The organism is Polynucleobacter finlandensis, assembly GCF_018881755.1.
Taxonomy (GTDB): Bacteria; Pseudomonadota; Gammaproteobacteria; order Burkholderiales; family Burkholderiaceae; genus Polynucleobacter; species Polynucleobacter finlandensis.
In genome coordinates this window covers 1-20,756 of sequence record NZ_JACVPS010000018.1, presented here as the reverse complement: position 1 = coordinate 20,756, position 20,756 = coordinate 1, and the positions used below count along the sequence as shown (strand labels likewise).

Annotated in this window: 22 protein-coding genes; 15 read left to right on the top strand and 7 right to left on the bottom strand. The window is 46.6% G+C overall.

Features of this window, described 5'->3' with window-relative positions; all coding sequences use genetic code 11:
• The 5 genes from ICN49_RS10890 to ICN49_RS10870 are packed head-to-tail and all read left to right on the top strand — an operon-like array spanning position 1 to position 3,521.
• Positions 1-789 (top strand): amino acid ABC transporter permease, encoded by a 789-nt coding sequence (locus ICN49_RS10890; protein WP_216168101.1) that lies wholly within the window; start codon positions 1-3, stop codon positions 787-789.
• A gap of 11 nt (positions 790-800) precedes the next feature.
• A complete protein-coding gene (locus ICN49_RS10885) occupies positions 801-1,469 on the top strand; it encodes an amino acid ABC transporter permease (protein WP_216168100.1) in 669 nt (222 codons plus the stop codon).
• Between the two features lie 30 nt (positions 1,470-1,499).
• Positions 1,500-2,234 carry an amino acid ABC transporter ATP-binding protein gene (locus ICN49_RS10880; RefSeq protein WP_216168099.1) on the top strand — a complete coding sequence of 245 codons (735 nt, stop codon included), beginning with the start codon at positions 1,500-1,502 and terminating at the stop codon, positions 2,232-2,234.
• The gene (locus ICN49_RS10875; RefSeq protein WP_255535514.1) at positions 2,235-2,603 is read left to right on the top strand and encodes a hypothetical protein; all 369 of its coding nucleotides are present in this window, start codon (positions 2,235-2,237) and stop codon (positions 2,601-2,603) included.
• A 21-nt stretch (positions 2,604-2,624) separates the two neighbouring features.
• Positions 2,625-3,521 carry an alpha/beta fold hydrolase gene (locus ICN49_RS10870; protein WP_216168098.1) on the top strand — a complete coding sequence of 299 codons (897 nt, stop codon included), beginning with the start codon at positions 2,625-2,627 and terminating at the stop codon, positions 3,519-3,521.
• Here the strand turns inward: ICN49_RS10870 and ppk2 are convergent.
• Both ppk2 and ICN49_RS10860 read right to left on the bottom strand, forming a co-directional pair.
• On the bottom strand, positions 3,518-4,300 hold the full coding sequence (gene ppk2 / locus ICN49_RS10865) for a polyphosphate kinase 2 (protein ID WP_216168097.1): 783 nt from the start codon (positions 4,298-4,300) through the stop codon (positions 3,518-3,520). The two genes, ICN49_RS10870 and ppk2, sit on opposite strands and share 4 nt — an antisense overlap.
• 13 nt (positions 4,301-4,313) lie before the next feature.
• The gene (locus tag ICN49_RS10860; RefSeq protein ID WP_216168096.1) at positions 4,314-4,610 is read right to left on the bottom strand and encodes a serine/threonine protein kinase; all 297 of its coding nucleotides are present in this window, start codon (positions 4,608-4,610) and stop codon (positions 4,314-4,316) included.
• Between the two features lie 144 nt (positions 4,611-4,754).
• Between ICN49_RS10860 and ICN49_RS10855 the strand changes: the two genes are divergently transcribed.
• Positions 4,755-5,942, top strand: coding sequence for an MFS transporter (locus ICN49_RS10855; RefSeq protein ID WP_216168095.1), 1,188 nt, complete (start codon positions 4,755-4,757; stop codon positions 5,940-5,942).
• 56 nt (positions 5,943-5,998) lie between these two features.
• Here the strand turns inward: ICN49_RS10855 and ICN49_RS10850 are convergent, their stop codons facing one another.
• From ICN49_RS10850 to wrbA, 4 genes are all read right to left on the bottom strand, one after another.
• Complete coding sequence (locus ICN49_RS10850) at positions 5,999-6,187, bottom strand: hypothetical protein (protein WP_216168094.1); 189 nt, start codon at positions 6,185-6,187, stop codon at positions 5,999-6,001.
• 91 nt (positions 6,188-6,278) lie between these two features.
• On the bottom strand, positions 6,279-7,697 hold the full coding sequence (locus ICN49_RS10845; RefSeq protein WP_216168093.1) for an FAD-binding oxidoreductase: 1,419 nt from the start codon (positions 7,695-7,697) through the stop codon (positions 6,279-6,281).
• 22 nt (positions 7,698-7,719) lie between these two features.
• A complete protein-coding gene (locus tag ICN49_RS10840) occupies positions 7,720-8,109 on the bottom strand; it encodes a DUF2069 domain-containing protein (RefSeq protein ID WP_216168092.1) in 390 nt (129 codons plus the stop codon).
• A gap of 11 nt (positions 8,110-8,120) precedes the next feature.
• On the bottom strand, positions 8,121-8,723 hold the full coding sequence (wrbA, locus tag ICN49_RS10835; RefSeq protein ID WP_216168091.1) for an NAD(P)H:quinone oxidoreductase: 603 nt from the start codon (positions 8,721-8,723) through the stop codon (positions 8,121-8,123).
• Positions 8,724-8,746: 23 nt separating this feature from the next.
• Between wrbA and ICN49_RS10830 the strand changes: the two genes are divergently transcribed.
• From ICN49_RS10830 to ICN49_RS10815, 4 genes are all read left to right on the top strand, one after another.
• A complete protein-coding gene (locus ICN49_RS10830) occupies positions 8,747-9,595 on the top strand; it encodes a YhjD/YihY/BrkB family envelope integrity protein (RefSeq protein ID WP_216168090.1) in 849 nt (282 codons plus the stop codon).
• Positions 9,596-9,672: 77 nt separating this feature from the next.
• Positions 9,673-10,128 carry a CBS domain-containing protein gene (locus tag ICN49_RS10825; protein ID WP_216168089.1) on the top strand — a complete coding sequence of 152 codons (456 nt, stop codon included), beginning with the start codon at positions 9,673-9,675 and terminating at the stop codon, positions 10,126-10,128.
• A gap of 60 nt (positions 10,129-10,188) precedes the next feature.
• The gene (aroC, locus tag ICN49_RS10820) at positions 10,189-11,304 is read left to right on the top strand and encodes a chorismate synthase (protein WP_216168088.1); all 1,116 of its coding nucleotides are present in this window, start codon (positions 10,189-10,191) and stop codon (positions 11,302-11,304) included.
• 34 nt (positions 11,305-11,338) lie between these two features.
• Positions 11,339-12,496 (top strand): MFS transporter, encoded by a 1,158-nt coding sequence (locus ICN49_RS10815; RefSeq protein WP_216168087.1) that lies wholly within the window; start codon positions 11,339-11,341, stop codon positions 12,494-12,496.
• Between the two features lie 11 nt (positions 12,497-12,507).
• On the opposite strand, the gene ICN49_RS10810 is transcribed toward ICN49_RS10815, so the two are convergent.
• Positions 12,508-14,178 (bottom strand): electron transfer flavoprotein-ubiquinone oxidoreductase, encoded by a 1,671-nt coding sequence (locus ICN49_RS10810; RefSeq protein WP_216168086.1) that lies wholly within the window; start codon positions 14,176-14,178, stop codon positions 12,508-12,510.
• 169 nt (positions 14,179-14,347) lie between these two features.
• Here ICN49_RS10810 and ICN49_RS10805 point away from each other — a divergent pair, with 169 nt between their 5' ends.
• The 5 genes from ICN49_RS10805 to ICN49_RS10785 all read left to right on the top strand — a co-directional run.
• On the top strand, positions 14,348-15,049 hold the full coding sequence (locus ICN49_RS10805) for a CoA transferase subunit A (protein WP_216168085.1): 702 nt from the start codon (positions 14,348-14,350) through the stop codon (positions 15,047-15,049).
• A gap of 29 nt (positions 15,050-15,078) precedes the next feature.
• Entirely contained in the window at positions 15,079-15,729 is a 651-nt protein-coding gene (locus ICN49_RS10800; protein WP_216168084.1) for a CoA transferase subunit B, read from the top strand.
• 35 nt (positions 15,730-15,764) lie between these two features.
• Positions 15,765-17,639, top strand: a complete 1,875-nt coding sequence (locus ICN49_RS11750; protein WP_216168083.1) for an alpha/beta fold hydrolase — start codon at positions 15,765-15,767, stop codon at positions 17,637-17,639.
• Positions 17,640-17,705: 66 nt separating this feature from the next.
• Positions 17,706-19,715 carry a RelA/SpoT family protein gene (locus tag ICN49_RS10790; RefSeq protein ID WP_216168082.1) on the top strand — a complete coding sequence of 670 codons (2,010 nt, stop codon included), beginning with the start codon at positions 17,706-17,708 and terminating at the stop codon, positions 19,713-19,715.
• Positions 19,716-20,048: 333 nt separating this feature from the next.
• Positions 20,049-20,756: hypothetical protein (locus tag ICN49_RS10785; RefSeq protein WP_216168081.1), on the top strand; the 708-nt coding region annotated here is incomplete at its 3' end.

The following is a 20,756-nucleotide window of genomic DNA, read 5'->3' as shown; positions in this document are numbered from 1 at the left end:
ATGGCTTTAGATTTTGGTGTTTTTTGTAAGAACACCCTAGACGGAGAAGTGGTGGATCACTGCTTCTCCGCTGTTTTTGGACTTGCCAAAAACAGCGATCCAAGCTACCTCGATTGGTTATTGAAAGCCTGGGGCTGGACCTTGGCTGTTGCTGGCCTAAGCTTAACCATTGCTTTAATTCTGGGTGCAGTCATGGGTACTTTGCGTACCTTGCCTAATAACGGCCCCCTCAGTCGCTGGCTGGTCCGGCTGTCTACAACATGGGTTGAGCTGTTTAGAAATATTCCGATTCTGGTACAGGTGTTTATTTGGTACCACGTCATACCAGCATTTATCTTGCCCTTAAAGGCGCTGCCATCTTATTGGTTGGTGAGTATTGCTCTAGGCTTCTTTACTTCGGCACGTATTGCCGAGCAGGTGAGGGCAGGCATTCAGGCTTTGCCTAGCGGACAGCGTGCTGCCGCAACTGCACTGGGTTTAACGACTGCACAAAGTTATCGCTATGTGATTCTCCCGATGGCGTTACGTATTGTGATTCCCCCTCTGACATCCGAGAGTATGAATTTAATTAAAAATTCTTCAGTAGCCTTTGCGGTTTCTGTTCCTGAGCTGACCTTATTTGCAATGCAGGCCCAAGAAGAAACCTCTAGGGGTGTAGAAATTTATTTAGCAGTAACACTTTTGTATGCACTCTCCGCATTTGCGGTCAATCGTGTCATGGCACAGATTGAAAAGCGAACCCGCATTCCTGGCTTTATTGTGTCCAATGATGCAAGCTTGGCTCACTAAGGAATGTTGATATGTTGAGCTTAGATCTAAGTTTTTATAACTGGGAACTTTTTACTAACTACATTCTTAAGGGCTTGTTATTTAGTATTCAGTTGACGGTATTTGCCACCGTGGGCGGTATTGTGTTTGGCACCTTTTTGGCGCTGATGCGCTTATCAGGTAAACCAGCCTTGGTGTATCCATCCACCTTTTACGTCAACACCATGCGATCCATACCGCTGGTCATGGTGATTTTGTGGTTCTTTCTACTGATTCCGATGTTGATTGGTAAGCCGATCGGTGCCGATCTTTCCGCCACGATTACCTTTATTGCTTTTGAAGCTGCATTCTTCTCGGAGATTGTGCGTGCTGGTATTCAATCTGTGCCAAGGGGTCAGGGTTTTGCGGCTGAAGCTTTAGGTATGACTTACGGTCAGAACATGCGCTTTATCGTTTTGCCGCAAGCCTTCAGAAACATGATTCCAGTGTTCATGACGCAAACGATTATTTTGTTTCAAGATACATCCTTGGTATATGCCATTGGCGCTTATGACCTGCTCAAAGGATTTGAGATTGCTGGTAAAAACTACGGACGCCCAATGGAAACGTATATCTTGGCTGCCTTTACGTATTTCGTGATTTGTTTCTCGCTTTCCAAAATTGTTCGCAAGATCCAAGCCAAAGTGGCCATCATTCGTTAATTACTTATAGTCAACATTAGATAGATCATCATGATTGAACTTCAAAACGTTTCAAAATGGTATAGCTCCTTTCAGGTGTTAACTGACTGCACCACCTCGATTCAAAAAGGCGAGGTAGTTGTGATTTGTGGACCCTCTGGTTCTGGTAAGTCCACCTTGATTAAGACCATGAATGCATTAGAGCCATTTCAGGCTGGTGAGATTTCAGTAGATGGTGTGAAGCTTCATGATCCAAAGACCAATTTGCCTAAGCTTCGAGCAAGAGTAGGGATGGTATTTCAAAACTTTGAACTTTTTCCGCATTTAAGCATTACTGAAAACTTGACGCTGGCGCAAATGAAAGTCTTAGGTAGGTCTATCGATGAAGCTAAAACCCATGGCCTGAAATATTTAGAACGCGTAGGCTTGATAGCGCAAAAGGATAAATTTCCTGGTCAATTATCAGGCGGCCAGCAACAGCGTGTTGCCATTGCCCGCGCCCTAAGCATGGACCCCATCGTGATGTTGTTCGATGAGCCGACTTCAGCCTTGGATCCAGAAATGGTTGGGGAAGTCTTAGATGTGATGGTCAAGCTGGCTGATGAAGGCATGACTATGTGTTGCGTTACACATGAGATGGGTTTTGCGCGGAAGGTAAGCAATCGCGTGATTTTTATGGATCATGGAAAAATCATCGAGGACTGCTCAAAGGACGAGTTCTTTGGCAATCCCGATGTGCGCTCCCCAAGAGCAAAAGATTTCTTATCCAAAATATTGGCGCACTAATTGAGTACATTTCACATCCCTCAGCACGTCGGCGTATTACTGGCGGCCACGCTTGTCTTATCAGCTTGCAGTATGGCAAAGATAGAAGCAAGACTTGAGGCAAATCCTCAATGCAAAGAAGTGGTTAATCCCAAGACAGGGGCAACCATGCCCTGTCCAGGCCCAGAGCTATTGGCACGCTCTCAAGCAAGCGCCCCATCAAGTAATCCCGCTCCTGCTTCATCAGTATTGAATGGGGCCACTCCAACTACTAGCTCAACGAATCAGGCGCCTGTTGCACCTGTAGTGCCAAGAGCGCAACCAGCGCCTCCTTGTAAACCCCAAATGAATACCAAGACGGGCAGCATCATGCCATGTCCAAATGGTTAACTCCCAACGGTAAAGTAACAGATGACATTTCAGATTCCAGGGTTTCAACATAAAGTGATTACCGTTCAAACTGATGAGAGTCCAGTAGATATCGACTGTCAGATAGGCGGCTCTGGCCCACCACTGTTATTGCTGCATGGCTTTCCACAAACCAAAGCGATTTGGCATCGCGTGGCCCCTGAGTTGGCTAAACACTATTCGGTCGTCGCAACGGATTTAAGAGGCTATGGCGCTTCATCCAAGCCGCATGGCAAGTTTGATCATTCCACCTATTCAAAGAGATCTATGGCGGCTGATCAGCATGCTGTCATGCAATCACTGGGTCATGAGCAGTTCTTCTTGCTGGGTCATGATCGTGGTGGCCGAGTGTCACATCGCTTAGCAATGGATTTTCCAGAGAGTGTGCGTAAGTTGATGGTCCTGGATATTTCTCCAACTTTGACGATGTATGAAAACACCACCATGGAGTTTGCTAGGGGCTATTGGCATTGGTTCTTCTTGATTCAGCCAGAGCCTGTGCCAGAAACGTTGATTGGTGCAAATCCAGAATATTGGCTCAAAAATCATATGGGCCGTCATGCGGGCACCGGTATTTTCGATCCTCGCTGTTGGGCTGATTATTTGGCTAGTGCAAGTAATCCAGAGGGCATGCATGCAATGTGTGAAGACTATCGCGCTGCTGCCACCATTGATTTAGTGCATGACCGTGCAGATCGTGCAGTAGGTAAAAAATTATCCATGCCTGTCAAAGTGCTGTGGGGTGAGCACGGCTTAGTTAATAAATGCTTTACGCCAATTGAAGATTGGAAGAGGGTAGCTAGCAGTGAGGTGACCGGTCGTCACGTGCCTTCTGGCCACTATATTCCGGAAGAGTGTCCCCAAGAACTTATAGCGGAAGCAAAGGCTTTCTTTTCTTAAGGTGCTAACTTAGGAAGCTTGCTGGAGTTGGCTGGCCAAGAGACAACAATCTTAGAATCTACTTTCAAGATTTTTTTGTCTTTTTGAGGATAATTCACTCTCGATAGAAGGTCTCGAATCAAATTCAGGTGAGCAAGTTTTTTATCGTTCGCATGAATTACTGTCCAAGGGGCATCTGCGCTATTGGTCTTTTTGAGCATCAGATCACGCGCCGTACTGTAAGCCTTCCAATATTTCTGAGCCTGTTGATCTATTGGGCTAGTCTTCCACTGTTTGAGTGGATCAGTCTCTCGGCTCTTTAAGCGCGCAGCTTGTTCATCTTTAGTAATGTCTAGGTAATACTTCAGGATTTGGATGCCAGAACCTACTAGTAAGGCTTCAAAGTCATTCACGGTATCCATGAATTGTTGGTACTGAGCATCTGTGCAAAAGCCCATTACTTTTTCAACACCAGCCCGGTTGTACCAGCTGCGATTAAAGATCACGAACTCGCCAGCGCTAGGTAGCTCAACTACATAACGCTGAAAATACCATTCACCTTCCTCCCTGGGGGAGGGCTTGTTTAGCGCTACTACGCGCGTATCTCTGGGACTTAAGTGTTCGGTAATACGTTTGATAGTGCCATCTTTACCGGCAGTATCGCGACCCTCCAAGATGACTAGGAGGCGCAATCCTTTTGCAATAACTTCTTTTTGCAGTTTGACTAATTCAATCTGCAGAAGTTGCAAATGATCCTCATGACTTTTTACTGGCTCAAGGGCCTTGGTAAATTTAGTCATGAGGTGGATTGACTTAAGCTGAGGTTGCTGGAGTTGGCGCAGCTACTTTTTTAGCTGGCGCCTTCTTTGCAGGAGCCTTTTTCGCTGGAACTTTCTTAGCAGCTACTTTTTTCGCTGGAGCTTTTTTAGCAGGAGCCTTTTTCGCTGGAACTTTCTTAGCAGCTACTTTTTTAGCTGGCGCTTTTTTAGGAACCGCTTTCTTATCCATCTTATCCAAAGTTTTTGCCAACTTGTCGATCAACTTCTCTCTATCGGCTTCCAACTTATCGAGCTTTTTTAATAACTGCTTCACTAATTTCTTTTGGCTCATGATTATTCCTATATTGAATTGTTATATCTTTGCGTGTAAATACCCGACTCTCTGATCCTACGTTTTATTCTCTTTAGTTTCAAGTGTTTATGACAGTAATCACCGGTTTTTTTCATACTGACTTTTAGTGATACATTGAAAAACATGTGGAAAACCTTACGCTCACTTCCTAGAACAGTTTGGCTCATTGGCCTAATTAGCTTTGTGAATGATTCTGCGAGCGAAATGCTATACCCCTTAATGCCTTTGTATTTGGCATCGGTTTTGATGGCCGGCCCTAAGGCGCTTGGCCTGATTGAGGGTGTAGCAGAGGCGACCTCAAGCATCTTCAAACTGGTTTCTGGTGTGATCGTGGATCGAACCAAAAGATCCAAGCCTTGGATTGTGATTGGCTACTTGTTAGCAGGCATTGGTCGACCCTTGATTGCTCTAGCCAGCTCCTGGACTTGGGTGCTCTTGATTCGGTTTACAGATCGTCTAGGAAAAGGTTTAAGAAGTTCACCCCGCGATGTGTTGCTTGCTGAAAGTGTTCCCGCCGACCAAAGAGGCATTACCTTTGGGCTTCATAGATCTATGGATAACGCCGGTGCCGTTGTCGGCCCATTGCTTGCTGCTTTGCTTTTATCCTTAAATGTTCCTTTGCGGGATATTTTTCTTTGGGCAGTCATTCCGGGAGTCATTACGGTAGTGTTAGCCCTTTGCCTCAAAGAGCCGGCAAGAGAAGCTTCTGTGATCCCAAAGAAATTCACATGGAGCATGGAAGGGTTGCCCCCGCAATTGAGACGCTACATTTTTGTTGTCGGCTTATTTGCCCTTGGCAATTCTTCTGACATGTTTTTGTTATTGAGAGCGAGAGACGCAGGCGTGCCGCAGGAGCAAATTCCTTTGCTATGGGCAGCTATTTCTTTGATCACCACCATCTTTGGAACACCACTTTCTGCCTTGTCAGATCGCTTTAGCCGGAAGTACTTTATTTTGATTGCCTGGCTAGCTTTCGCCTTCTTTTATATGGCCATGAGCTTGCCCAATATTGCTATTTGGATGATTTGCGGTTTGTTTGGACTCTATGGTTTATTTAAAGCGGCAACAGAGGGTGTTGAAAAAGCGCTAGTGGCTGACTTGGCGCCACCGGGGATGGCAGGTACTGCCTTTGGGTGGTTTAACTTAATTTCTGGAGTAATGCTGTTTCCAGCCTCTTTTATCTTTGGCTGGATTTATGAATCCTATAGCCCGACTTATGCCTTCCTGTTTTCAGGATCGTGCGCACTATGCGCCTTGGTGCTGCTGGCAATTTGGGTTTTTAGGGCTAATGCGCCCAATCAGACTGCTTGAGTAGCAAACAAAAAACCCTAGATAAATCAACTATCTAGGGTCTGTATTTGAGGAGCTTATTCTGGATGGAAGTTATTGCTGGCCATGAAGCTAATCGTGCGTTCAAAGCCCAAAATACGGATATAACGCCATGCGATATCGCGGTATTTACTATCTAGATAGCCAATAGCGGTTTCTGGATCTGTTCTCTTTGACAAGTCGATCTGTTGAATTGCACGGGCCCAACGTTTGAGTCTTGTTGACATATTTGTCACCTCCATGGCCATACAACGCATGGTAAAGAGGGCGAGATGACAAGAATTACAAAATATTTATCAAAAAATGACTCAATTTGACCTAAATCGACACCACCTTATGCGGGTTGAGGATATTTTGAGGGTCTAAAGCCCTTTTGAGGGTCTTCATGAGGTCGTGGGCAACTGCACCTTTGTGAGCTCTTAACCCCTCTAGTTTGAGCTGTCCGACCCCATGTTCAGCAGAAATCGAGCCGCCACAACGTTCAACCTGGCCATAAACCAGCTCATGTACTGGCTTTTCATAGGCTAAATTGAAGGCTTGGGCATCCACTCCTTCTGGAGGGGCAATGTTGTAGTGGAGATTGCCGTCGCCCAGATGGCCAAAGTTGATGATCCGGACCCCGGGGTATTGAGCGCGGATGAGGTGATCGGTTTCCTGAATAAAGCTTTCTAGGGCAGAAAGAGGGACTGTGATGTCATGTTTGAGGTTGGCGCCTTCAGCCGCCTGAGCAAGGGTAATGTGCTCGCGCATATGCCAAAAAGAATTGGCTTGGCTAAGGTTGGTCGCAATGACGGCATCGCTCATCATGCCGCCCTCAAAAGCCTCTTCCAAAATCGATTCCAGTAATTGACGAACATGTTCCTCACTCTCGTGATCTGACAATTCAATTAATACTGTGAATGGTGGATTGTTTTGTAGCGGGTTCCTCATCTGCGGAAAGTGTTTCTCATTCAAAGCGAGAGACTCTTGCGTCATCATTTCAAAACCGGTGAGCAATGAAGTGGCACGCTTTTGAAACAAATTGAGTAGAGCAATAGTGGAGGCGATATCTTGGGTTGCTACTAGTGTGGTCCATTGAGAAATCGGCAATGGGTATAGCTTCATGACGGCGGCAGTAATAATTCCGAGCGTTCCTTCAGAGCCAATAAATAAATCCCTTAAGTCGTAACCCGTATTGTCTTTGCGTAAACCTTTGAGGCCATTCCAGATTTCACCTTGAGCTGTGACTACTTCTAAACCTAAACACAAATCACGAGTGTTGCCATAGCGCAGCACATTGGTGCCGCCTGCATTGGTAGCCAGATTGCCACCAATCATGCAACTACCTTCGGCGCCTAAACTCAATGGAAATAAAAAGCCTTCAGATGCGGCTCGTTCTTGCACGGCTTGCAAAATACAGCCAGCCTCCATGCTGATGGTTTGATTGCTGGCATCAATCTCGCGCACTTGATTCATGCGCTTTAAGTTCAGCACGACTTGTTTGCCGCTAGCATCTGGCGTAGCACCACCACAAAATCCTGTATGACCGCCTTGCGGAACGATTGCGATATTGGCCTTTGCGCACGCCTTCACAATTGCTGCTACTTCTTGTGTGTTGCTAGGCAATAACACCGCCAAGGCTTTGCCGGTATAGCGCTTACGCCAATCGGTGAGGTAAGGCGTAGTGTCGCCTTCTGAAGTTAGAACATAGTTCTTACCTAAGATAGCTTCCAGTTCATTGAGAAATATTTGCGACATCGTTATATCAATTTTTATTTAATCACTCAGAGTGAGTGCGTTGCTTCGCAAGACTTTTTGCCTGCGCTTTAATCGGCTTGAGATAAATCAACAGACAGATAAATGCAGTGGTTGCCAAAAGCGTTTCCAATAATGCAAGCCAAAAATTAGCACCAGTCTCAGTAATGCGGACCAAGCCTTCGGTGACGTAGAGCAAGATGAGCATCGAGGCCCACTGCATTGTGTAGATCTTGCCTTTCCATAGACCCGGGATTGCAAAGAGCAATGGCACACCTTTTAATATCAACCATGAGCCATCTGGACGTAATGGAGAAATAAACCATTCCCAGCAAACACACAGAATGAAGAGATCAACAAAGGCTGCGGTAGCGATGAGTTGATAGGGATTTTTTTCTAAGATCTTTTTGTACATGACGCTCAGGTTTATTTCTGGATTAATTTGAGTGCAGCTTCGGCCAATCGTTTGCCTTGTGCTTTGGCGAGTCTTTGTTCTTCGGCGCTAATGGGCGCACGACCATCTGCATGCGCTAGATGGGTCACGCCATAAGGACCACCACCTGTAGCAGTGCTCATTAGATCGGCTTCACTGTATGGCAGACCCATGATCATCATGCCGTGATGCAGCAGTGGAATCATCATCGTGAGGAGGGTGCTTTCTTGCCCGCCATGCAAGCTGCCAGTGCTGGTGAATACACAAGCAGGCTTCCCGATCAGTGCGCCACCAAGCCATTCTGAGGAGCTGCCATCCCAAAAGTATTTCATGGGAGCTGCCATATTGCCAAAGCGGGTGGGTGACCCTAAGGCCAGGCCAATACATTCTTGTAGGTCTGAATACTCTACATAGGGCGCGCCATCACTGGGAACTGCAGCTTCAGTAGCCTCACACACTGCAGAAATGGCTGGAACGGTTCTTAAACGGGCATTTGCACCTGGAACACTCTCAATGCCTTCGGCAATCAGGCGTGCTAAATCCCGGGTGGCACCGTAGCGGGAATAGTACAAAACTAAAATATCGTGCTGACTCATATTTGATCTCTTATGATACGGCGATGCGCCTTTTTCGTAATCCCCAATTATGGCTCGCTCTGGCTAGAGAGATATGGGAGCGCAATCGCGGTCAAAATATTAAGCAAATTGCCGCCAGCCTGTCCTTTACGACCACCTTATCTCTCGTGCCCATGCTGACGGTAGCATCAATTCTGATTAGCTATTTGCCGAGCGTGATCCGCATTAAAAACGCCTTTCAGAACTGGCTTTTGGATACCTATATGCCCGGAGGCATTAACGAGCAAGCTTTTATCTACCTGGATCAATTTTCAGCACAAGCTAAAGGGCTAACGCTTTTAGGTTTATTGGGGCTGTTACTGACAACGGTTATGACCATAGCAGTCATCGAGGGCGCCTTCAATCAGATTTTCAAGGTACACAAAAGACGCCCCATTCTAAAAAAGATAGCGATTTATTCAGCGGCCATGCTCTTGGGGCCTATTTTATTGGGCTTTGGGACTTACTTAAGTGGCTTGTTATTTAGTGCCGCCGAAGGGTGGACAGAAGCTTTAACTTTTGGCTTGAGTTTTATTGCTGCCGTGGTCCCAGTTTTCCTAGCTATTGGTGTCTATACGGTGGTCTACAAAATTTTGCCGTATTCCCAGATCCTCTGGAAAGATGCTTTGAGTGGGGCGCTTTTTGCTGCTACAACCTTCGAGATCATGAAGTTTGGTTTTGGTTTGTTTTTAACCAATACCGCCTTCTATAAAACTGTGTATGGTGCCTTTGCTACCTTCCCCCTGGCATTGCTTTGGATCTACCTAACTTGGTGGATTACTTTGGCAGGCGCTGTTCTGGTTGCAAATCTGCCAAGCATTCGAAGTGGCTTTATTAGGGTTATTCGCTACTAATATCGCCACGAAATCCTTGATTCTTAAGGGTCTTGGGGATATATTGAATCCATAAATATCTATTCGCAGGAGAGTATATGAAGGTTCATGACATATTGCGCGTAAAAGGCAGCACGCTTTTTACTGTTACCCCAGAAACTGCATTGCAAAGTGCTGTCTTGGTGATGAGTGATCACGATATTGGCTCTTTGATTGTGATGGAGGGCGATAAGCTGGTCGGCATTCTGACTTTCCGTGAAGTCATTCAAGCCTTGGCAAAAAGTCACGGTAAGCTCGATGGTTTGCAAGTTCGCTCAGTGATGAACGAGAAGCCCTTGACCTGCAATATGGAAACCGAAATAGATGAAGTGCGCCGCATGATGCTGGTTGACCATGCTCGTTACTTGCCGGTGGTCGATCAAAAGATGCTGATGGGCGTGATTTCTTTCTACGACGTTGCTAAGTCAGTTGTAGAAGCCCAAGACTTCGAGAACACGATGCTCAAAGCCTATATTCGGGATTGGCCTGAAGATACGCAAAAAGCCGCTAATTAGGCTACACCGCGCTAAATCTAGCTCTTAGCCAATCCGCCTGACAGATGACATAATGTCAATATGTCAGGAAATACTTTAGGCCTTCTCTTTACTGTCACCACTTTTGGTGAATCCCACGGTCCCGCAATTGGAGCTGTCGTTGACGGCTGCCCACCCGGTATGTCGCTTGTAGAAGCAGATTTGCAGATTGATTTAGATCGTCGCAAACCTGGCACTTCGCGCCATGTAACCCAACGCAAAGAAGAAGACAAAGTCGAGATTTTGTCTGGTGTATATGAGGGTAAAACCACTGGCGCACCAATCTGCTTATTGATTCGCAATACTGATCAACGTAGCCAAGACTACGGCAATATTTTGCAAACCTTTCGGCCTGGTCATGCGGACTATGCTTATCACTATAAATATGGCTTGCGTGATCCACGCGGCGGCGGTCGTTCATCGGCCCGTTTGACTGCGCCCGTAGTGGCTGCGGCAGCGATTGCGAAGAAATGGTTGCATGAACAATATGGCACCGAGTTTTATGGCTTCATGAGTCAGTTGGGTGAGATTGAGATTCCATTCAAGGATGTTGCGCAGATTGATCAGAATCCATTTTTTGCAGCGAATGCCGAAATCATTCCGCAGCTTGAGTCTTATATGGATGACTTGCGTAAAGCAGGGGACTCTTGTGGTGCCAAGATTGAAATCCGTGCACGTAATGTACCCATTGGTTTGGGTGAGCCACTCTTTGATAAATTAGATGCAGACATCGCGCACGCGATGATGGGTATTAATGCCGTCAAGGGTGTGGAGATTGGTGCGGGCTTTAAGTCGGTGTCTCAACGCGGTAGCGAGCATGGCGACGAGTTGCATCCCGATGGTTTCGCTAGTAACAATTCTGGCGGAACTTTGGGTGGTATTAGTAGCGGTCAAGACCTAAAGGTTTCCATTGCGATTAAGCCGACCTCAAGCATCTTGAGTCCAAAACAATCAGTCGATTTGGATGGCAAACCGATTACAGTACAAACCAAAGGTCGTCATGATCCTTGTGTAGGTATTAGAGCAACCCCCATTGCTGAGGCCATGCTGGCTTTGGTATTGATGGATCACGCTTTGCGTCATCGTGCGCAGTGCGGCGATGTTACTTTGTCTGTTTCACCGATTCCGGCTGCCCGCCCTGGGTCAAAGTCGGACTAAATCACTTCACTTAGCAAGATAGCGTAATCAGAAAATGACACCTTCAGTACGGTGGGCCTTCGGGTCCTTTTTCTTTTTATATTTTGCTTACGTGGGCTTGGTCTCACCATACGCCAGTTTATTTTTCTTAGACCGTGGCTTTAATGTTATTGAGATAGCAGTGCTGATGTCGATGTTGCAAATCACACGTATCGTCGGGCCATTTTCTTGGGGTTGGTTGTCTGACTATCTATCTAATCGCGTGGGTATCATTCGTTTCTGCGCCTGCCTAGCAGCCCTCGTATTTGTCTGCATCTTCTTTCTGAATAGCTACTTGGCTTTCTTTGTGTGGATGTTTGTTTTGCATACCATTTTGAGCAGCCTGATGCCTCTTGGCGAATCAGCAACCGTGCATGCTTTATTTAAAGACAACTCCTTTGATAAGCGCTATGGGCGTTTACGTCTTTGGGGTTCAATTGGTTTTATTGCGATGGTATTGGTTGCCGGCGAACTCTTTCAGCGTAAGGGGATTGAGCTTTATCCCATTGTTGGCATGATTGTTCTCAGCCTGTTGGCGTTGATTACTTTCCTGTTGCACGAACCGAAGATGGAGCGTCGCAAGATGGTGAAGGGCGAGCTCTTAGTCGTACTGTTTAACCCAGACGTGCGCTGGTTCTTGCTGTCTGGTTTTTTCATGATCTTTGCCCACGCTGCGCTCTATGTTTTCTATTCCCTGTACTTATCTAACTTGGGATATAACAAATTCCAAATTGGCTTGTTCTGGGCATTGGGCGTATTTGCTGAAGTCATCTTCTTTTATTTCCAGAGCAAAGTTTTGAGTCGCTTAGATGCCGAGGTGGTATTGCAAGCATCATTTGGTGTCGGCGTGGTGCGCTTTGCCTTGATTGCACTTTACCCTTTAACGCCAGTGTTAATCTTTGCCCAAATCTTGCATGCTGGCACTTTTGCAGCGCATCACAGTGCGGCGACGAAATTATTGCAACGCTGGTTTACTGGACCGCTGCAGGCTAGGGGGCAGGCTCTCATGGCCACGATCTCTTATGGATTGGGCGGAACATTAGGTGGATTATGTGCAGGTTGGATCTGGGACGCATTCCAACCGCGCGATGTGTTTGTCATGTCCGCTTTGGCTTGTGGATTGGCCGGTATGGCTATTCAAAAACTCCGGCCGCGCCGTTACCCATCGCACTAGTTTTACGACATTTACATCGCAGCGTAATTTGGTCCGCCGCCGCCTTCTGGTGTGATCCAAATAATATTTTGACTTGGATCTTTGATGTCACACGTTTTGCAATGCACGCAATTTTGTGAATTGATCTGCAAGCGGGATTTACCATTTTCTTCAACAAACTCATACACACCAGCAGGGCAGTAACGTTGCTCTGGCCCGGCATAGGATTTGAGATTGAGATCGACTGGTACTGATGCATCTTTGAGTGTTAAGTGAACCGGCTGATTCTCAGCATGATTGGTATTAGAAATAAATACTGATGAGAGTCGGTCAAAAGTAATCTTGCCATCCGGTTTTGGATAGTCGATCGGATGATGTTGTGATGCTGGCTCTAAACACTCATGATCAGCATGCTGGAGATGCACTGTCCAAGGCATATTGCCGCCCAATAGTTTTTGCTCAAGACCTACCATCAAGGTGCCGACGTAAAGCCCTTTGGACATCCATGGTTTGAAGTTACGGGCTTGATTGAGTTCAGTATGTAGCCAGCTATTTTGGAATGCTGCGGGGTAGGCTGAAAGCACATCAGCAGAGCGATTCTCATTGATGGCGGCAACCGCGGCTTCTGCTGCCAACATGCCAGTCTTAATGGCGGCATGGCTACCTTTAATGCGCGAAGCATTTAAGAAGCCTGCATCGCAACCAATCAATGCGCCACCAGGAAAGACGGTTTTAGGAAGGCTATTTAAACCACCAGCGGTTAACGCACGTGCACCGTAAGCAATGCGTTTGCCACCTTCAAAGGTTTCTCGAATTTTTGGATGCAACTTGTAGCGTTGGAATTCTTCAAAAGGAGAGAGGTATGGGTTCTTATAAGAGAGTCCCACCACAATGCCAACCGCAACTTTATTGTCGCCAAGGTGATATAGAAAAGAGCCGCCATAGGTATCACTCTCTAGGGGCCAACCAGCAGTGTGAACTACAAGGCCAGGCTTACTCTTAGAGGGTTCGACTTCCCAGAGTTCTTTAATGCCAAGGCCGTAGCTTTGCGGGTCGGCATCTTTATCTAAAGCAAATTTGGAGATGAGTTGTTTGCCTAGGTGACCACGTGAACCTTCAGCAAACAAAGTGTATTTGCCGCGCAGTTCCATGCCCAGTTGAAATTGATCGGTCGGCTGACCGTCTTTATCCAAGCCCATAGAGCCGGTAATCACTCCTGATACTGCACCTTGTTCGTTATACAAAATCTCTGCAGCTGGAAAGCCGGGAAAAATTTCCACACCCAGGTTTTCAGCTTGTTGACCTAGCCAGCGCGTGACGTTCGCCAGGCTGACAATGTAATTGCCTTCATTTTTAAAGCATTGGGGCAACATCCAGTTAGGAACTCGATATGAGTTCTTTGCAGTTAAAAAGAGAAATTGATCTTGTGTTACTTCTGTATCTAGTGGGGCGCCTAATTCTTTCCAATTCGGAAATAGCTCAGTGAGGGCCTTGGGATCCATGACGGCGCCTGAGAGGATATGAGCGCCAATTTCGGAACCTTTTTCTAGAACGCAAACACTTAGCTCTTTGCCAGAGGCGCTGGCGATCTGCTTAGCCTTGATGGCCGCTGACAGACCAGCCGGTCCGCCACCCACAATCACCAGGTCGTAGTCCATGGACTCTCTGGGCCCATATTGCGCTAACAGTTCCTGGGAATTCATGTTATTTCTCCGAAAAATCTCAAAAATAAGACGTTTATTACTAGTAGTTTAGATCTAAGCAGGGGTTCTCAGTATGAAAAACCAAGCTAGTGCCATTTGGAGCCTAGCCGGACAGGCTAAAGCGTTATGATTACTTTTTACCATTTTTGGCAATATTAGGACATAAGCGATGAATAAAACCTACCCATCGGCAGTGGATGCCTTGCGGGATATTTTGAAGGATGGCCAGAAGCTCGCAGTTGGCGGTTTTGGTCTTTGTGGGATACCTGAAGCCCTGATTTTGGCGGTGAAAGAGTTGGGTGCGCAGAATTTGACGGCCGTCTCGAACAATGCAGGGGTTGATGGTTTTGGCCTGGGGATCTTATTAAATTCCCGTCAAGTTAAGAAGATGGTTTCGTCCTATGTTGGAGAAAACAAAGAGTTCGAGCGTCAGTATCTGGCAGGTGAGCTGGAGTTGGAATTTACACCGCAGGGGACCTTGGCTGAAAAGTTACGTGCTGGCGGTTGTGGCATTCCCGCTTTCTATACCAAAACTGGTGTCGGCACTTTAGTAGCCGAAGGTAAAGAGATTAAAGAGTTTGATGGTGAGCAATACATCATGGAGCGCTCGATTGTTTCTGACATCTCATTGGTGAAGGCATGGAAAGCCGATCGTTCAGGCAATCTGGTTTATCGACATACTGCTCGCAACTTCAACCCAGTGGTGGCAATGGCTGGCAAGATCACTGTTGCTGAAGTAGAAGAAATTGTTGAGAACGGCGAGTTAGATCCCGCTGAGATCCACACACCAGGCATCTATGTACATCGCCTAGTCATTAATGATAAGCCTGAGAAGCGCATTGAACAGCGCACTCTGTCAGCCGCCAATTAAATAGTCAAAAGAAATTTAGGAAGATCAAAATGCCTTGGAATAGAGATGAGATGGCAGCACGTGCTGCTAAAGAATTAAAAGATGGTTATTACGTTAATTTGGGAATTGGTATTCCTACATTAGTAGCCAATCATGTGCCAGCAGGCATTGAGGTGTGGCTCCAGTCTGAAAATGGCTTGTTGGGTATTGGCCCATTTCCAACAGAAGATCAAATCGATGCTGATTTAATTAATGCCGGCAAACAAACCATTACGACCTTGCCAGGATCATCTATTTTTTCATCAGCCGATGCTTTTGGAATGATTCGTGGTGGCAAAATTAATATTGCCTTCTTGGGTGCGATGCAAGTGAGCGAGCATGGGGATATCGCTAACTGGATGATCCCAGGAAAAATGGTTAAAGGCATGGGCGGCGCAATGGATCTAGTTGCAGGCGTCAAGCATGTCGTGGTTCTGATGGAACACGTTGCCAAGAAAAAAGATGGCACAGAAGAGATCAAAATTCTTCCAAAATGCACTTTGCCTTTAACTGGCCTGCGCGTGATTAGCCGCATCATTACTGACCTTTGTGTTTTGGACATTACTCCTAAGGGTCTCAAGTTGGTGGAGTTGGCTCCAGGCGTTACCAAAGAAGAGGTGATTGCTAAAACGGGTGCCCCTGTTGATACAGCGGGTTTCTAACTCTAGTCATCATTTAATGAAATAATGGGATCACCATGTCTGGTTCCCATCATTTCACCTCTCCAAAGCCTAATCAGTCTCAGTCGAACGCTGGGAGCGACCCTTCTTTGCATGCCCATAAGAAGGGTGATGCTAAGCATTCCCACAGCAAGGAAGTTTCTAATCAGAACCTACTGCTGATAGCGCTGATTCTCACACTCAGTTTTTCTGGGGTGGAGGGTGCTGCTGCTTACTTTGCAGGTTCTTTGGCATTGATCTCCGATGCTGGCCATATGGTGACCGATGCCGCGGCTTTAGGCTTGGCTCTTTTAGCGCAAATCATTTCCAAACGTCCGCCATCACCTAAACATTCTTTTGGCTTTGGCCGTGCAGAAGCTCTCGCTGCGTTTGTTAACGGCATTGTGATGTTGGTCTTGGTGGCATGGATTGTGTTTGAAGCAATTAGTCGCTTCTATACCCCACATCAAGTCGATGGACTCACGGTAACGATTGTTGCTGCCATTGGCTTATTGATGAATGTTGTGGTTGCTTGGGTTTTATCGCGCGACAAGAAGAGCGTGAATACCAGAGCAGCTTTAGTGCATGTGATGGGCGACTTGCTTGGTTCGGTCGCTGCATTGCTTGCGGGTCTCGTAATTCAACTGACTGGATGGATGCCAATCGATGCCATTCTTTCTATCTTAGTTTCCTTATTGATTCTGAAATCCACCATCAGCATCCTGCATGAGTCATATCACTTTCTGATGGAAGGTGTGCCTCTGCATATCGATTATTTGCAGGTGGGTAGCGATTTGAAAAAGGTACCTGGCGTACTGGCAGTTCACGATCTACACGTTTGGGAAATGACACCAAGTTTCCCAGCCTTGATTGGCCATATTGAAATTGAGCACATGCAAGACTGGCCAGAAATCATGTCGCGCATTAATGTGATGCTGCTTGATCAACATGGCATTGATCACGTGACCTTGCAGCCTGAAGAAGTAGGTCAGCATGAGCATGACCATTATCATGATGACATTCCTCAAACTCAAAATTCAGCACCAGCAGCGCTACACGCAGGCGATACCTTTTTTGTTCAGTGCACTAACGGCGATAGCAATCATCGTATGGCTTATCACGCTTGGGGCGATCCAAGTAATCCAAAAGTATTACTTTGCGTACATGGCCTTACTAGACGCGGCAGTGATTTCAATACCTTGGCACAAGCGATGTCCAAGGATTATTACGTTGTCTGTCCAGATGTAGTTGGTCGAGGCGACTCGGATCGTCTGCAGAACCCCATGATGTATGCCGTTCCTCAGTATGTTGCTGATATGGCTAGCTTGGTAAAGCATTTGGGCGTAGCGCATGTGGATTGGTTGGGCACCTCGATGGGTGGTTTGATTGGTATGGTCTACGCTTCGATGCCAAGCTCACCTATTCGCCGTATGTTGATCAATGATGTGGGTCCGCGCATTGAACCTGAAGCGATTAAGCGATTAGGTTCTTATGTTGGCCAAACCTTTTCTTTTGCAAACCGCGCAGATGCACTTGAGCGTTTGAATGCCATTTGCGCTAGCTTTGGTGAGCACACACCACAAGAGTGGGAGATTTATAACGGACCCATGCTGATCCAGAAGAATGGCCTATGGGAGATGCATTACGACCCAGATATTTCAGTGCCGTTTGCTTCTGTGAATCCAATTATGGCTAAGGCGGGTGAGATGGCGATGTGGCATGCGTTTAAGCAAATCCATATTCCGATGCTAATCGTGCGCGGTGGCAATTCAGATCTACTGTCTGCTAAAACAGTTGCGGAGATGTGTAAAGTGAATCCGTACGCAAGAAGTATTGAGATTCCAAATGTAGGTCATGCGCCAGCGTTTGTGAAGACCGAGCAAATTGCTTTAGCAAAAGAATTCTTTAGCTAAGCAATTCTTCATGTTTGTGTACTCACACAGCAACCCCCACAGTCTGTAAAAACTCTGCATCGCGTCATGGCACATTCACCCGAGAAATTTAAAATCATTGATGGCTGGTATGGTGAGCCAGCAGAAAGTCATGCTTCTGGCGTTTCGCAGATTTTGCAAATGCTCCATCTCGATGAAGCGACTTTAACCGCAGCTGCCAATATTGCACGCACCCACGGCAAAGAAGCGCTCACCAAATTGATTGGAGATGAGTCGGCAAGATTGCTGATTGGATATCGAGGTCTACGGCAGGCACAAGCAAAACTGGTGCGTGATGATGGTGGTTTGAGTGTTTCTGGCCAAGAAGAGATGTTGCGCAAAATGCTCTTGGCCTTTGGTGACGATTTGCGAGTGGTCTTGATTTATCTTGCATCTCGTTTGCAAACGCTACGATGGGTCACCCAAGAAAAGATCCAAATGCCTGCAGCTTGGGCACAAGAGATTCTCGATATTGATGCTTCATTAGCAAACCGCCTGGGTATTTGGCAGATGAAGTGGGAGATGGAAGATTTAGCCTTCCGTACTTTGTCCCCACAAACATATCGCGACATCGCCAAAATGTTAGATGCCAAACGCATTGAACGCGAGTCTTTTATCGATCAAATTGTCCTGCGCTTAAAGCAAGAGCTACAAGCTGCTGGTGTCGAGGGTGAAGTATTGGGTAGACCCAAACACATCTATAGTATTTGGAAAAAAATGCAGGGCAAGTCTTTAGACTTCGCCAATCTCTACGACGTTAGAGCATTTCGGGTATTGGTTGACGATATCAAATCTTGTTATGCCATTTTGGGTTTGGCGCACAACATATGGCAACCTGTGCCTCGTGAGTTTGATGACTACATTGCCAGACCTAAACCCAATGGCTATCAATCTTTGCATACCGTGGTCATGGATGAGCATGGCACAGCCTTTGAGATTCAGGTGCGCACTCAAGAAATGCATCAACAGGCGGAGTACGGTTTGGCTGCGCACTGGCGTTACAAAGAGGGTGCATATACAGGCGCTGCTACGCCACCTAAGAATGCTCCAGCCAACCCAAGCCATCAAACTGGCACACACAGCGCTGCAGTCGCCTATGAAAGACAGATTGCCTGGGCAAGACAGCTCATCTCATGGAAGGAAGATGCTTGGGATCAACTCAAACATCATGAGATTGACGATCATATTTATGTGCTGACCCCTTTAGGGAAAGTAGTCTCCCTTGAGAAGGGTTCATCGCCCATTGATTTTGCTTATGCAGTCCACACCGACTTAGGGCATCGTTGTCGTGGTGCACGAGTTGATGGCGCCATGGTCACTTTAGATACACCGCTGCAGAATGGTCAAACAGTCGAAATCATCACCGTGAAGTATGGTGGACCTTCACGAGATTGGATTAGTCCTGATCGCAACTATCTACGCTCACAAAGAGCGCGTACTCGCGTGCGTGCCTGGTTCAACGCCTTAGACGATGAAGAGACTGCGGCTCATACCAAGACTGTTGAGGCGAAGGTAGAGCAGAAGCCTGAACCCAAGACTGCGGCCACGCCGGAAATTATTCTTCGCCAAAGCACTCGCAAGCAAGGTCAGGGTAGTGATGTGCTCGTGGTTGGGGTTGACTCTTTACTTACACAGTTGGCGCGTTGCTGCCGCCCAGTACCTCCTGATGCCATCGCAGGCTTTGTGACGCAAGGTCGTGGTGTATCGATTCATCGACGCTCTTGCAAGACCTTCAGAGGTCTTTTAGAAAGAGCTCCAGAAAGAGTCATTCAGACAGCATGGAATGAAGCCGGCGGGGTGCTCAATCCCAAAGACGAGTCTAAGCGGGTCTTTCCGGCGGATTTGGCGGTCAGCGCTTTGGATCGTCCGGAATTGATGCGGGAGTTATTTGAGGTGCTAACAAGGCAGGGCGTCCACGTGATTGATTTACGCAAATCCGCCAAAAAAGGTGTCGCCCAGATCCTGTTGACTGTAGAAATCAAGGACTCAGAAGCGCTGCGCCTAGTGCAAAACAGCCTTGAGGAGCTCAAAGGCGTTACTCAAGTACGCCGCCGGTGATAAACTCTTGGTCTTAATAGGCTCGTAGCTCAGCTGGTTGAGCACCACCTTGACATAGTCAGCGATATTTTTATCGTTCACGTCAAAGCCTTATAAACAAAGGGCTTTATCATTTTATACATTTCAAGATCCGACAAAAACGTAAAATAATCCTAAAAAGATAATCGAAATTTTTTAAAATTTTAATGTGATAAAGTGAACACCACTTCACATTTAAATTGACACTTAAGTTCCAGGCAAACCACTTCGTTTTACAAGCAATCAAGTCAATATTGAAGTATCGGTTTCACGCCTAAAATTTCCTATAGCTACACCGTTTGCAAGTTCCTGTAGGTGACTTCGCACAAAAAAGTGCCCGGTCTCAGCGCTCCTAGTTCTAATAGGCTTAAAGAGGATCATCGTCTAGAGCTCATTAAAGCAGCCAAAGCTACTCCCGATTTTGAAAAATTGCATGAAGACGTATCGCAAATTTTAGATATTCCCAGCTCAATGGTGGGGCTCTGGCAGATTGTTTCGAACCTTCCTGAGATTTTGACAGCAGCCCATCAATGGGCAAATAAGAAGGATGTGGGCTTAGGCACTAGCTTAGATTTAATTCAAAAATGGCTAAATGCTGTCTCCCAGATCCCCTTGGATTCAGCGCTGCGTCAGGTGCCAATAATGGGTAAGGTGAGTGCGGACAAAAGTAAAAATAAGAACGCTCAAGGCCCCTCATTTCATGGAACTTTAGAAAATCACCCTGTCTGGGCGGTTCTATGGAACTCTGCGGTAGGGAATGATGGCCTGCCTGAAAAGTCCAAATATGATGCTTATCGAAGCCTTCAGGGGCTCCTACTGTCATCCTTTAATAGCCGTCCATATCTAAATTCAGATAATGTTCATTTTCAGCGCTATGTTGAGGCTGGCCTTCTTTTGCGCAAGATTCAGAAACCCGAGCGAAGCGGCGAATTAGTACGTTGGTCTCGAATTGGTAAAACTTTCGCAGCTGCCCATGATTATTTTTCTCAAATGCATAGCGAGAGCGAGAACGATAAGCAAGGG